Annotated in this window: 17 protein-coding genes and 2 pseudogenes; 6 read left to right on the top strand and 13 right to left on the bottom strand. The window is 48.8% G+C overall.

Annotated features, from left to right (window positions below):
- Positions 1-48: 48 nt before the first annotated feature.
- Genes FA91_RS01550 through FA91_RS01540 form a run of 4 tightly spaced genes read right to left on the bottom strand, consistent with a single transcriptional unit; the run spans position 49 to position 1,402 of the window.
- On the bottom strand, positions 49-429 hold the full coding sequence (locus FA91_RS01550) for a hypothetical protein (RefSeq protein WP_034911933.1): 381 nt from the start codon (positions 427-429) through the stop codon (positions 49-51).
- Positions 426-611: a phage filamentation protein Fil family protein gene (locus FA91_RS20240; RefSeq protein WP_072032271.1), complete on the bottom strand. Its 186-nt coding sequence runs from the start codon at positions 609-611 to the stop codon at positions 426-428. The genes FA91_RS01550 and FA91_RS20240 overlap by 4 nt, the downstream gene beginning before the upstream one ends.
- 10 nt (positions 612-621) lie before the next feature.
- On the bottom strand, positions 622-1,131 hold the full coding sequence (locus FA91_RS01545) for a phage regulatory CII family protein (protein ID WP_034911930.1): 510 nt from the start codon (positions 1,129-1,131) through the stop codon (positions 622-624).
- Between the two features lie 34 nt (positions 1,132-1,165).
- Positions 1,166-1,402, bottom strand: coding sequence for a hypothetical protein (locus FA91_RS01540; protein ID WP_034911927.1), 237 nt, complete (start codon positions 1,400-1,402; stop codon positions 1,166-1,168).
- Between the two features lie 89 nt (positions 1,403-1,491).
- Here FA91_RS01540 and FA91_RS01535 point away from each other — a divergent pair, with 89 nt between their 5' ends.
- The 5 genes and pseudogenes from FA91_RS01535 to FA91_RS20235 form a co-directional block, all read left to right on the top strand.
- Complete coding sequence (locus tag FA91_RS01535; protein ID WP_034911925.1) at positions 1,492-2,097, top strand: phage repressor protein CI; 606 nt, start codon at positions 1,492-1,494, stop codon at positions 2,095-2,097.
- A gap of 9 nt (positions 2,098-2,106) precedes the next feature.
- The gene (locus FA91_RS01530) at positions 2,107-3,162 is read left to right on the top strand and encodes a tyrosine-type recombinase/integrase (RefSeq protein WP_051936944.1); all 1,056 of its coding nucleotides are present in this window, start codon (positions 2,107-2,109) and stop codon (positions 3,160-3,162) included.
- 64 nt (positions 3,163-3,226) lie between these two features.
- On the top strand, positions 3,227-5,020 hold the full coding sequence (locus FA91_RS01525) for an AAA family ATPase (protein ID WP_051936941.1): 1,794 nt from the start codon (positions 3,227-3,229) through the stop codon (positions 5,018-5,020).
- 12 nt (positions 5,021-5,032) lie between these two features.
- Positions 5,033-6,073 carry a DNA cytosine methyltransferase gene (locus FA91_RS01520; protein WP_051936939.1) on the top strand — a complete coding sequence of 347 codons (1,041 nt, stop codon included), beginning with the start codon at positions 5,033-5,035 and terminating at the stop codon, positions 6,071-6,073.
- A 374-nt stretch (positions 6,074-6,447) separates the two neighbouring features.
- Positions 6,448-6,656: pseudogene (locus FA91_RS20235) on the top strand (transposase); the annotation flags it as partial.
- Between the two features lie 172 nt (positions 6,657-6,828).
- Here the strand turns inward: FA91_RS20235 and FA91_RS20895 are convergent.
- A pseudogene (locus FA91_RS20895) lies at positions 6,829-6,956 on the bottom strand (IS3 family transposase); the annotation flags it as partial.
- 257 nt (positions 6,957-7,213) lie between these two features.
- On the opposite strand from FA91_RS20895, the gene FA91_RS20890 reads away from it, so the two are divergent.
- A complete protein-coding gene (locus FA91_RS20890) occupies positions 7,214-7,372 on the top strand; it encodes a hypothetical protein (protein ID WP_152601477.1) in 159 nt (52 codons plus the stop codon).
- Here the strand turns inward: FA91_RS20890 and FA91_RS01515 are convergent.
- The 8 genes from FA91_RS01515 to FA91_RS01485 all read right to left on the bottom strand — a co-directional run bounded on the left by FA91_RS01515 (position 7,369) and on the right by FA91_RS01485 (position 13,067).
- A complete protein-coding gene (locus FA91_RS01515; RefSeq protein ID WP_034911923.1) occupies positions 7,369-7,983 on the bottom strand; it encodes a Fic family protein in 615 nt (204 codons plus the stop codon). The two genes, FA91_RS20890 and FA91_RS01515, sit on opposite strands and share 4 nt — an antisense overlap.
- Positions 7,984-8,408: 425 nt before the next feature.
- Complete coding sequence (locus FA91_RS20225) at positions 8,409-8,600, bottom strand: ogr/Delta-like zinc finger family protein (RefSeq protein WP_072032269.1); 192 nt, start codon at positions 8,598-8,600, stop codon at positions 8,409-8,411.
- Between the two features lie 67 nt (positions 8,601-8,667).
- The gene (locus tag FA91_RS01510) at positions 8,668-9,825 is read right to left on the bottom strand and encodes a phage late control D family protein (RefSeq protein ID WP_034911921.1); all 1,158 of its coding nucleotides are present in this window, start codon (positions 9,823-9,825) and stop codon (positions 8,668-8,670) included.
- Positions 9,825-10,304 (bottom strand): phage tail protein, encoded by a 480-nt coding sequence (locus FA91_RS01505; RefSeq protein ID WP_034911919.1) that lies wholly within the window; start codon positions 10,302-10,304, stop codon positions 9,825-9,827. Before FA91_RS01505 ends, FA91_RS01510 begins: the two co-directional genes overlap by 1 nt.
- A gap of 13 nt (positions 10,305-10,317) precedes the next feature.
- Positions 10,318-12,063, bottom strand: a complete 1,746-nt coding sequence (locus FA91_RS01500) for a phage tail tape measure protein (RefSeq protein WP_034911916.1) — start codon at positions 12,061-12,063, stop codon at positions 10,318-10,320.
- The gene (locus FA91_RS01495) at positions 12,056-12,175 is read right to left on the bottom strand and encodes a GpE family phage tail protein (RefSeq protein WP_034911915.1); all 120 of its coding nucleotides are present in this window, start codon (positions 12,173-12,175) and stop codon (positions 12,056-12,058) included. Before FA91_RS01495 ends, FA91_RS01500 begins: the two co-directional genes overlap by 8 nt.
- Before the next feature lie 32 nt (positions 12,176-12,207).
- Positions 12,208-12,489: a phage tail assembly protein gene (locus FA91_RS01490; RefSeq protein ID WP_034911913.1), complete on the bottom strand. Its 282-nt coding sequence runs from the start codon at positions 12,487-12,489 to the stop codon at positions 12,208-12,210.
- Positions 12,490-12,548: 59 nt separating this feature from the next.
- On the bottom strand, positions 12,549-13,067 hold the full coding sequence (locus FA91_RS01485; protein ID WP_034911911.1) for a phage major tail tube protein: 519 nt from the start codon (positions 13,065-13,067) through the stop codon (positions 12,549-12,551).
- Positions 13,068-13,079 lie beyond the last annotated feature (12 nt).

The following is a 13,079-nucleotide window of genomic DNA, read 5'->3' as shown; positions in this document are numbered from 1 at the left end:
CAAAGGAATGCCCGGCGGGTTTACGCCTGATTAATTTTTGAGTTTTATTTACTCAGGTAGAAAACAGTCTGCGGCAGAGAACTGCCTCGGTAATATACGGCCCCAGCGAGCCATTTTATTCATTGCCAAAATAATTAACTCGCGGCGGTGCTCGTCGAAATATTCAAAGGGTTTTCCTATTTCCTCCATGCTGAACGTTTTTGGTTTTTCACGATTAGCCAGCGTTAATACACAAAATTTAAATTCATCATTCTGATGATTAAAATAACGCAGCGACGGATTAGCGTTATTATCACGCATCTGCCGCCAGCTTTTCCGAAACTCATCAAATGACATTGGCCTGACTGCTTCACCACAGTTACCCGTATGAGCTTTGGCAAAAGGTGCCGGTGCATGTTGTGCGGGTGTGTTGCCGGAAACGTGCCTCATACTATCCCCCGAAAAGAAACCTTCCTGGAATTAACCGTTTTTCGTCTGCCGGACAGCTCTTTCAATAAATCTGTCTGGTCATTGCACGGGTGCCAGCGCTGACCTTTATCGCCCGTAATCCAGCCGTTGCCGTATGATACTGACGGGCTTTGACGCGTGAGACGAGCTGCAAAGGAGATCATCGCGTTATCCTCAGTTGATGCCCATTGATGCACTCAGGCCGCTTATAGCGTCTACGGTTGAGGCAAGAGCGGGGTTTGACTGAATACGCGTCTGAACGGCCAGCGCCGCCAGTGTCAGGCAACGGATGCCGGTATTAACGCTGCTGACCACATTGCGCCGGCACGCAGTTGTAATACTGCCCTGACTTGCCGCATTGGCCGCCAGCATTCCGACTTCTGCCGTTGCCTTGAGGACGTATACCGGAAATTTTTCCTTAGCAATCTCGTTTACCGGCACACAAGGCAGACATTGCAGCTGCGCCAGCGCGCCGTCAATCAGCGTTGCATCCTCAGTCAGATCAGTAAGCAGCAGCATTTCTGCCACGGTCAGCTGATGTTCCTGATCAGGATTGAGCTTGTTACGCAGTGTCTGCACTTTCATGCCAGCCTGCGGTGCCAGCTCGGTCATGTTGTGGGCGAGAGCAAACCGGCGGCAAGCGTCGTCGTAATGGTTATGGGTGGAAACTTTGAAATCAAACATGATAAATCCCTTCTGCTATCCCAATATGGATGTATCAAGCCTGCATTGTGATTTCGCAGCCAGCCGCAGCTTCGATAGTCAGGGCAACCATGTTGATTTCGATCAGCCCGTTTAACCCTTCTTTCTTTCTGATGGGTAGACGGTTTTCACGGTACATCTGGCGAACGGTGCCTTCCTTGTAACCGGTGCGACGGCAGAACTCCTCTACGGTAATGTAGGGTTCCGAAATCACGAGATTGATTGAAGGGCGCATTGAAAGTTTACGGGTCATGATGCACTATCCTCTGTTGAGTTCTAGCCAACTCTATTCATCACTATTAAACACGTCTTGATACGACGAGTGAATATTAGGATCACAAATTGGAAAGGTCAACGAAAGATTTTACGAGTCGTAAAGCGCCAACTTTACCAGAGGGTGGTAAAGAACCCATTGAACGTATCGTTCAGGCTTATGGTTTCTCGTCCCGGCAAGCACTATGTCGCCATTTGAATGTATCTCAAAGCACAATGGCTAACCGCATAATGCGTGGGAATTTTCCCGCTGATTGGGTTCTGATCTGTTCTATGGAGACCGGCACTTCGCTGGAATGGCTGACGTATGGCCGCGGTGATTCAAACATCACAAACCAAGACGAGCCATCGACCAAAATCGAACTTAAAAAAATCACAAATGGGAATTTCATTTCATCTGATTGGGTTGAATATGACGCACAGCTCTTACCCAGTGATGTTAAAGCCCCTCTGTTAGTACATTTCGAGAAGCAGAATTACCTGGTTGATATGACGGCCGCAGAGATTACCGATGGGCTGTGGCTCATCGAGATCGATAAGCTAGTCAGCGTTAAGGAGTTATACCGTTTTCCCGCCGGGCGTATTCGCGTTGAGAATGGAAAAGCCTCATTCGAATGCAAAGCAGACGACATCAAGGTTTTGGGCAAAGTCGTTGCCCGCACTGAGTACCTATAAAGGCACAGCATGGCAATTAGTAAATTACCCAACGGAAAATGGCAGGCACAAGTTTTCCCAAACGGCCGTAACGGCAAAAGGATACGCCGCCAGTTTGCGACGAAGGGCGAAGCGCAATCCTATGAGAAGTTTGTAAAAGAGCAGGCTCAGGACAAGCCCTGGCTAGGTGAGAAGGCAGATAAGCGGCGTGTAATTGAGCTGGTTGAATTATGGTTCAATACGCATGGCATCACGTTAGCGGATGGCGAAAAGCGGCGAACCACTATGGCGTTCGCCTGCGAAGCGATGGGAAACCCACTGGCTACCGAATTCAACGCGAAGATTTTCGCGTCATATCGCGAACAGCGGTTAAGCGGGAAGATCACCCGCTCCAGTAGAGTGAAGACAGTCACGCCTCGAACGGTAAATTTAGAGCTGGCGTATTTCAGGGCGATGTTTAACGAGCTGCGGCGGTTGGATGAATGGACCGCACCCAATCCGCTAGAGAATGTGCGTGAGTTTAAGATCAGTGAATCTGAGATGGCGTATCTTACTATTGAGGAGATTAGAACTTTACTCGCTGAATGTGAGAACAGCCGCTCTAAGGATCTGACGACTGTCGTAAAAATCTGCCTGTCAACTGGAGCACGATGGAGTGAGGCCGAAGGCTTGAAGGGAAATCAAATCCGCGCCGGTCAGATCATATTTGTGAAAACTAAAGGCAAGAAAAATCGAGCGGTGCCGGTAACTGTAAAATTACAGGCCGAGCTAACATCGGGCAGGAAAGCACAGTTACTCTTTAAACCATGCTATTCAGCCTTTAGAAAGGCCATGCAACGTGCCGGTATCGAGACACCCGCCGGGCAGCTGACACATGTTTTACGTCACACTTTCGCCTCTCATTTTATGATGAATGGTGGCAATATTTTAGTGCTCCAGAGAATACTTGGACATACTGACATTAAGGTGACAATGCGTTACGCACATTTTGCTCCAGACCATTTGGCTGAAGCTATGCTACTCAACCCAATAAGTAAAATGGAAAATGAAGGCAACGAAACAAATAAAATGATTAATATGTATTAAATATCAATATCTTACGGGATTTTTCATTGAAAAAAACACAGTTCATAATGAGGAGAATGGTATAATGGATTACAAGACTGAGAATATTTTGCGCCTTATATTGGCTCAAAATCATATGGAGCCGTTCATAAGACATATCAGATTCCCTTTCTATAAAAATTTAGCTGAAGGCGTTCGAATTGATTTTACCTTTCCTATCACAGTGCTCGTCGGCCAGAATGGAACTAATAAAAGCTCAGTCTTAAAAGCATTATATGGCACTCCAAATGGATACAGTTTGGGTTCACTTTGGTTTTCAACCAGCGTTGACCCCATAGATGATGGGGGTCGCTCAAGAATGATTTATGGTTACTTCGATCCAGATACCAAAAAAATCGTTGAAGTAATTAAAACAAGAATAAAAAAAGATGAAGATCCAGACTACTGGGAACCATCTCGACCTTTAACTGCGGATGGCATGATCCCGCCTCAAAATGAGGAAACTTCATCAAATAGAACTAAAACCAGATGGAAAGCAATTGATAAAAAAGTTGTTTACATTGATTTCAGATCGCAGCTAAGTGCATTTGATAAATTCTTTTATCATGGCAATAGCATTGGGAGCTTATCTAAAAAAGATTTTATCAGGAGAGAATCTGTTCACTTACGTAAAGTGATTGATAATGAATTAAAAACATATGAAAGATATGGAAAAAAGAAAGTTTTCGCCAATAGAATATGCACAGATGGAGAATTAAAGAAAATATCCGAAATTCTGGGTAGAACTTATAGCAGTGTTAGGCTAATAGTTCATTCTTTCTTTAATGTTAGATCTGCTACGGCTATATTAGAGACATCACACTTAGACTATTCTGAAGCATTTGCTGGTAGTGGCGAATTTGCAGTTGCGATGCTTGTGATAAAGGTTAAAACTGCTACACCTAATTCGTTGATCTTACTAGATGAACCTGAAGTATCACTGCATCCGGGAGCCCAAGAAAGGCTGGTAAACTTTTTAATAGAAGAGTGCAAAAGTCAAAAGCACCAAATTGTAATCTCAACCCATGCTTCAAGCATTTTGAATAATCTTCCTAAAGATGCCATTAAGCTTTTCCATGTTAATGAAAAAACTAATAAAGTCGTCATTACTTCCAATATAAGTCCCGATGAAGCATTCTTTCATCTAGGAGACAAACTTCATAAGAAAACTATTTTCGTTGAAGATTGCCTAGCCGTGGAAATCATTAAAAAAGCAATAAAAGAAAAAGGAAAAGCATTCTATTCTCAATTTGACATAAAATTCATCCCCGGAGGTGCTGATGCAATTATAAAAGGGTACATTGCGCCCTTTTCTGCCGCAAGAAATGAAAAAATAATATTCCTATTAGACGGAGATAAGAATACCGGTGTTAACTTTATCAATTCCTCATCAATACCTTTATCGGAAAATGACACACTCAGTACAAAGATAAAAGAAATGATAGGATGTGACGTAAAATTCCTAGCTAACGGAAACGGCGGCCAAGTTAACAAAGAATCTCTTTATAAGATGCAACGCGATTTCATTGACTACATTGAAAAGTATGTCTCTTATCTACCTATGAAGACTCCCGAGTCTTTTATTTTAGAAAACATGCCTGATAATTATAACTCACTTGCCGAAGAAATAGATAAAAACTCATCGGAAAAAGTAATTTTCAGAGAAATTTGCAAGCTCGATTTAGATTGTGATGAATGTACTTCAGAAGACATATTTAATACACAAAGAAGAATAATAAGCCGTATAAATTCCGAATCTGAAGACTTTGTTAAAATAAGAAATATAATTACAAACTTTGCCGATTATGGTAGAATAAAAAAAGATGAATTTAATAATTAACTTGAGGGAAAGATGAAAAAAACAATTAAGGTTTTTGATTTCTTTTCTGGCTGCGGTGGAACCAGTCAGGGCTTTAAACAGGCTGGAATGGAGATAGCTTTCGGCATTGATTTAAATAAAGATGCGGGAGAGACTTTCAAATCCAATTTCTCGGATTCTATATTCATGAATATGGATATTAGAGATCTATCCATTTCTAAAATCAAGGAAATTGTAAAAACAAAAAACCCTAAAAAAGATTATATTCTTTTTTCTGGCTGCGCTCCTTGTCAGCCATTCTCATCTCAAAACAATAATAAAGCGGATGATGACCCTAGAATTGATATGTTAGGAGAGTTTTCTCGATTTGTGAAAGGTATCTTACCCGATTTTGTTTTTGTAGAAAATGTACCTGGAATCCAAAAAGTTTCTAGTAAATCGCGACCCTTTCTTGATTTTATAGAGACGTTGAATGAACTAGGTTACTTTTATGAACATAAGGTGCTTCCTGCTTTATGGTTTGGGGTTCCCCAAAGAAGAGAACGCTTAGTTTTAGTGGCATCTAAACATAAAATCATTCAATTACCAAAAGCCACACACGATGGTCTAATAAACCCTTACTCCACCGTTAAAGATTGGATATATGATTTACCAGAAATAAAGGCTGGTTGCATACATCCTGAAATAGCTGACCACGAAACAGCTAAATTGTCTCCGTTGAATATTGAAAGGATAAAAGTAACTCCAGAAGGTGGTGGGCGAGAAAGCTGGCCGGAGCAGTTGCTACTTAATTGTCATAAACACCATGCTGGACATACTGATGTCTATGGCCGCCTCAGTTGGGATAAGCCGGCAAGTAGTTTGACGACTAAATGCATTAGTTATTCTAACGGTCGTTTTGGGCACCCGGAACAAAATCGTGCTCTATCTGTACGTGAGGCTGCTTGCTTACAAACATTCCCTAGAGACTATAAATTTTTTGGTGCCTTGCAATCTAAAGCCAGACAGATTGGGAATGCCGTGCCACCATTAATGGCTGAAATTATAGGCAGAGAAATAATTAAACTTAGTTAAAAGCGTATTTTCTCAACTTTTATATTTTTAAAAATCAAACCTCGAAAGTAAAAATGCGGTGATTTTTGCCCCTAAAATTGGCAGCAAAGTGGCAGCAGAGCGCAACGCTATGCGCCACTTTACATCACTATTCGGCCTGATGAAAACTTAAAAATCAGTAAGTTACTGATATCACTCGCTTCAAATTGGGACTCATAATCGCTTGGTCGCTGGTTCAAGTCCAGCAGGGGCCACCAAATTTTAGCTTTAAAATCATGATATTAAGCCACCTCCGAGGTGGCTTTTTTGTTATTCACGTTGTGAGTGTCGCATGAATCGCCACAGGTCTAACAGACACCTCAGAGTCATTTAAGGTGACTTAAGAGAGAGGTCCCATGAGCGAAAAACGTTATCCTGAAGAGTTTAAAATTGAAGCGGTAAAACAGGTTGTTGCGCGTGGCCATTCTGTTTCCAGCGTCGCAACTCGTCTCGATATCATTACCCACAGTCTTTACGCCTGGATAAAGAAGTCGGGCCGGACTCCTCCACCGATAAAGAACAGTCAGATGCTCAGGCCGGAATCCGCCGACTCCAGAAGGAGCTAAAGAAAAAGATCTACGGGACGAGAGACGAAGCCAGAAGCGATATTTTTGATTACATCGAAATGTTTTATAACAGTAAACGTCGGCATGACTCGAGCGAGCAGATGCCAACGGCTGAGAAGTGTCTGGATTATCCGGGGCGATTCATCCTGATATCCGGTTCTTCAGGATGATTTTCCAGTATCTGGAACTGTGCTACGGTGAACCCCACGCACATGACTGAGTGTGATCACAGAATAACGCGATCTGAGCTTCCCGATTAACGAGAACTGTTCATGGAGTCTGACATCAAGATAGAATCCTGAAGAATCAGGACGGGTTACGCTTTTTGGCTGACTGAACTTACATGTTTAATCGACAGTCACGCTATGCAGCACGGAAACATATATAACATTCAATAAATTGATAAATATATATTTTTTAGTAAAGGTGGGGAATCGCAGTACGCCGACTCAACCCATGAAAACCTACGTCTCCTGGTAAGCTAACCATAGGTATCAGCCTTGCCAGCCATTCCTGTTCGAACTAGAATCAGGGTTGAAACAACGAGGCGTTCCCCATGACAAAAACAACAACACACAACCCGATCACCAAAACCCAAATCTACCGTGCCGTCGCCAGTTCAACCGCGATAGAAACAGGCGCTACTGTGCAAAAAATTGAGCAGCAACTTAAACGCAATCAGGCACAGGCGAAAGCCGTTGGCCTCGCGCGCTAATCAGGCAAAATATCGCTTATCAGTTTTACCATAGGTCTGTAATTTCCTGATATACCAGCCTGAATTGCTTTAAAGTAAAAAGCCTTATGTGCATCCCATAAGCTATAATCCAGTAAGCTCTTTCCCGCCTGGACTGACAATACATCGCAAAGCAGCCGCGACAAACGCCCGTTCCCCTCCCTGAATGGATGGATCAAAATAAACTCCACGTGACATTCAGCCAGATAGCTGACCAGTTCCGGACGAGGCAGCGCTCTCAACTCACCATAACGGGCGAGGAACTGTTTCTCAAAACCAGCGATCAATGGCCGAATTCTTCCGGCAGCAGCAAACTGAAAGCCGTCCTTCGTCAGGTTAGCGTCACGCGGCTTCCCGGCCCAGTCGTATACATTCCCCAGCCATTGGTGATGCCACCTTCTGACGTGCTCAAAAGTCAGCACCTCAGGCAGTTGGCCTTCAATAAATAGCTGTTCATACAGCATCAGTAGTAAACCGGACTCAAGTGCCTCCATTTTCTCCATGTCAGTAATCTCCAGCTTATTCGCCAGGACTGAATTACCAGAGCCAGGCTGATACCGTTCTTCTGATGAATTAAGTTCATATTTTGGCAAGTTTTCCCCTCCTTTCAGCCAGGCTTACATTATTACTTTTTCCGCAGGATCCCGGTATTTATTGGAATACGTCAGCCTGTCGACAAGCAGAGGAACACGGGCATTGATAACCCCTGCCACAGCGGACTGGCTCTGTGCAATTTTTCAATCATTACATGATGTTTAACCAAACCTGAAAACGAGTGGCAAAAAGTTGAGTTGGTAGTAACTATCTGTATAAAAATCGCTTTTGGGGGGCGATGATATTGCGCAATTACGTAGTAAACAGATTTTTTAAGATCGGCGTTTCGGCTCCGTACAGTTATCGACTTTAACACTGCTTATGCCTCTTTGCGCGCCCTACAATTATTGACAGAACTCCAAGAGGCGGCGGTTGCCGCCATAAAAAAAGCCCGCCGAAGCGGGCGCTGGTGTTGCGCTGCGGATCACTGCATTGACGACTGTGGCGCGGCCGTTTTCGCCGGCGACGTGATGAAGCGGTCTACCGCTTCCATCGTCACAAAAGTGCAGCTACAGTGAATATTGGTGCATTGATGATAGCGCTCCTTCGTATTCTCACTGAGATAACGACTGGTACGCGCATGTGCCGCGTGTTGGCAATTTGGACAATGAAACATTAGTCACCTCTTAAATCCCCATAAAGTGAATTAATGATACGTAATGAATCACAAAAAGGGAACAAAATTATTCACTAATTTCATATTCAACACCGGCTATGTCGACTTCAAGCGTCAGCGTTGTCACAAAGCCGCGCGCGCTGAGCGAATGAACCACGCGGGTGATTATCCACGGCTGCTGGTTAATAGCCGGTTTGAATCCCGTCAGCCTGACGGGCATTTCCGGGTAAATGTCTGCCCGCCCCATCGCCAGGTTCAGTGATAATTCCGCCGCGCCGCGCTGTAAACTTTCCCATTTTGCCTGCGCGGCCCGGATTGCCTCAGCCTGTGTGGGAAATGTGGTCGTCATCGCGAAGACGTTATCGGGCTCACCAACCATATAGGCTGTTTGCTGCGCTTTCTGCGATGCAGCGCCGCCTGATGCCACCGCCTGCTGTGCCTGCGGGTGCTGCTGAGCCGGTGACGATGGCTTTTCAAATTTGCGTGTCGTCGACACCTGCCGCTGCTGCTGCTTTGGATCTTTGGTATCAAGCCACTTTGCCGTCACGCCGGTGTAATTAAAACGATCGGCAATGGAGAACTCATGCCGATCGCCCTCGCTACGCGCAATCGTTATCTCCTGGATCGGCTTGCTGCTGGCCGTCACGCGTCGGCCCGCCTGTAACATCAGCAGCTTTCCTGCTTTGATCGAGACCTCTCCGCCGTTTCGCCCGGCGAGCCGGGTCAGGAATTTTGCATCAGACTCCTGCGACTGGTCGATGTGCGGGATGATAATATTTGCCAGCGCCGGTACAACGCTGGCGGTCAGATGATTACGTGCGGCGATAGCGTCGGCGATAGCGCCCAGCGTCTGACCATGCCACGCCTGCTCTCGCCGTGAATTGAGCGAGCCGCGAATGTCCGCGCTGGAGGCGTGAAGACTTATCCTGTCGGGCGCGCCTGCATGGGTAATGCGATCGACGGTAAAATCGCCTTTTCCAGTCAGCGACTGCCCTTTCCAGCCCAGAAAAAGCGTCAGCCGCTCGCCGCGCGTCGGCAGTTCGACCCGTCCGTCGCTATCGTCAAGTTCAATCGTAAGCTCATCGGCCTCCAGGCTCCGGTTATCGGTCATGGTCAGGCTGATCAGACGATCGCTGAAATTGGGCGTGATATCGCGTCCGTCGAGCCTGAGGACATAGTCGGGCGCCCGCACGCGGGCAAGGTCATTCGTCAGCGCATCAAGCATCAGCCCATCCCCAGCATGCCGGGCAGCTGATTCGCTATTTTTCCGGCTTTACCAATGAGAATGCTGGCCTGATCGCGAATATCGCCAAACATCTGTGCCAGCGACTCATCCACGCGCGTCAGCGACAGGCTGAAATCGATTTTGCGCGGTGTGCCGTCGGCAAAAAACTCACTGCCGGTCTCAGTGACGTTGCTGATAACGTACATGCCGTAAATCGTGCCGTTGCCATCGAGCAGCGGCCAGGCGCGGCCCTGTTCAGCCATCAGCCGCACCGCCGTCAGGCTCAGCTTGCCGCCGGTCAGCTCGGTATAAAGCGAGCCGTCAAGCTGGACTTTCTCCTCACCGGCGCCGAGAAACTGGTACGCATCGCGCTTGCCGACGCGCGAGTTTGACTGCCACTGATATGCTGCATTACGCTGCAAATTCTGATAGGGCAATGTCTGACGCATAAAAACGAACATACCCAGTGCAAGCATCATTTTCTTATCCTCCTTAGCCGTTGTTGATCAGACTTGAGTAATTGCGATTGGCCTTCTCGCGCTCGGCTCTGGCCAACTCTTCGCGTACCCTGCGTGGGAGATCGTCAGCCGTCGCAGCCTCGCCGTTAAACGTGAGGTTGTAGGTACTGCTGCTCCGATCGGTATAGCTCTTGCCGCCCGCCACCGTTGCCGGTTGATAACCCTGATAGACGTTAAGCGAGCTGGTCGCCTGAATGTAGCTGCCGCTCTGCATGGCGGCATCGGCCCGCGACGAGGTCTGATCAAGCTTGCGCGATGCGTTATCGACCAGGCCGAGTTTTTCCAGCACCCAGTCGATGCCGCCGCGCAGTGTATCCAGCGCGGTCAACGGCAGCAGCAGCGCATCAGCCAGCGCCTGGCCGAAAACCACGCCTGCATTCTGAAAACCGTTAAGCGTTTCCTGGCTGGATTTGATCGGCGCGATGAGGTTACTGAACCCCTGCCATACGCTTTGCAATGTCTCACTGATGGCGCCCAGCACCGGCTCAAGCGGCGCGAACATCTCGCCAACCGGCCCGAATGCCGCCGCCAGGCCCTGAACCACGCCGCCAAAGAATGCGCTAATCGGCTCCCAGTATTTGCGGATCAGCAGCGCGCCGGCGGCAACGGCGGCGACCACGGCAATAACCGGCCAGGTCAGGGAGCCGATCGCCACCGCAATGCCGCCTGCCACAGAGGTGAAAACCGAACCCAGCAGGCCTGCTCCGGCAATAAGCAGATTGATGCCGCTGATAACCGGAACGGCGACGTAACCCACCGCGCCGACCAGTCCGGCGACGCCGATAGCGACCGCGCCAATAACGCCAGTCATTTGCGCCAGCGACTGGTTTCGCTGCACCCAGCCGTCAAGTTTTAACAAGTAATCGGTTGTCACTTGCGTCAGCTTGCGCAGACCCGGCTCCTGCTGCTCAAAGATCCTGACGTTCAGCGCGTCATACGCCTGTTGAAGCTGGCCAATGTCGCCGCCGAGGTTATCCGGCGCTGCGCTTACGCCGCCGTTCAGCGCAAGGGCCGCCGGGCGGTTTGTCACCGGCGCGCTTTCCTTGTTCGTTATTTCGCCGGGCGCGGATTTTTGTTGCGTCTGTTCATAACCCGGCTTCAACAGGCGTACACCGGCCGTCAGCCCGGTTTTTGCCAGGCCAATGCCTGTAGCGCCAACGGATGCCGCCCGGCCCGCCAGCCGCTGGCCTTGCTGATAACGCTGCCTGATGACATCGAGCTTCGCCTGCTGCACTGAGAGCCGCGCCTGCGCATCACGCTGCGCGTTGAGCTGTAGGGTGGTTTGTGCCAGCGAGTTTCTCAGGCGGCGATCGTCCGCCGCCAGAGTGCGCGTGTTGATGCCCGCGCGCCCCAGTTCCAGACGCTGCTGCTGCACCGACTGCCGCAGCCCGGTCTGCCTCACTTGCAGCGCCGCGGCGTTGCTTCGCGCGGCCTCAAAGGCCAGCCCCTGTTCGCGCGTGGGCTGCACCGTGCTGTTAAACGTGACAGCCAGCGCGCGCGTCTCCTGCCTGGCCGTTTGCAGTTCCCGCCCGGTTGCGGCGAGTTCTGCGCGGGTCTGGCGAAACGCGCTGATGCGGGAAGCCTGCATATTCAGCTCGCCCAGTTTCGTTTCCGTTGACACAATATCGCCCGACAGCGCCCGGCTCGCTAACTGGATGGATTTAAACGGGCGGGTGACCTGATCAACAGCCTTGAGGAGTATCTGTACGCTGTTACTCATGTATGTTTCCGCTTCGCTGAAGCGCTTTTTCGCGCCATCTGATGAGCCCGGTCAGACTTAAAAGATAAAGTTCTGACGGCGGCCAGTGAAATATCACCGCGATATCCGCCATCAGATCATCGACCGAGAGATCTTTCGGGAAGTCTATTGCGCCGAAGTCGGCGACAAAAAACCAACCACCTTGCCGGCCAGCGTCACCAGGTCCGGCAGCGAGAGCGCTGCGACTTCCTGCTCAGTCAGGGAAGGCAGGGTCATACGCGGCAGGACTTTGATCAGCGCGTCAACCTCGGCGTTAGCCAGCGCCGCCAGCCCCACGCCGCGCAGCGTGCCCGCGTTGGGTTTAATCAGGGTGACGACATCAATGACCTGTTCACCACGTTTCACCGGCGTATCAAGGGTTATGCTGTGTTCATTTGCTTGCGTCATAGAAAATTTGTCTCTTCTCTGTGGGAAGGCACCGGCCAGTCACGCTGGCCGGGTCAAGATTACAGACCGATATTGCGACGGTGCTGCGCCAGGCGGTCAACGCCGTTGATTTTCTCAACCATGTTCACGGTATCGATTTCAACCAGCTCTTTGCCATCCATCGTCAGCTTGAAGTAGGTGCAGATCACGGTGATCTTCGCTTCGGTATCTTCGCCGGGTTTGTTTTCGCCGGTGTCGATCTCCTTCTGACGGCCCCGCATCATGACCTCAACCGCCACGGTTTCACCGTTGTCGTCGCGCTGATACGAACCGGCAAAGCGAACCGGAACGCCATCGGCTCCCTTAGCGCCATACATCTCCCACACGACGGCGTCCGGGAAGCCGCCAAGCGACCACTCCATTGACAGCGCGTCGTCATCCAGGCCGAGATCAATGGGCGCAACGCCATTCATGCCCGCGCCACGATAATTTTCGAGTTTGCGGGTCAGTTTCGGCAGCGTGATCGATTTCGCCACTCCCTGATAGCTGTAGCCATTCAGAAAGACATTCATATATTTGAGCTTGCGCGGCATAGCCATTTATCAGGCTCC

Origin of the sequence: Erwinia sp. 9145 (assembly GCF_000745075.1) — a bacterium.
Classification (GTDB): domain Bacteria; phylum Pseudomonadota; class Gammaproteobacteria; order Enterobacterales; family Enterobacteriaceae; genus Erwinia; species Erwinia oleae.
The sequence above is the reverse complement of the archived record's forward strand: the minus strand, read 5'-3'. Positions and strand labels throughout refer to the sequence as shown.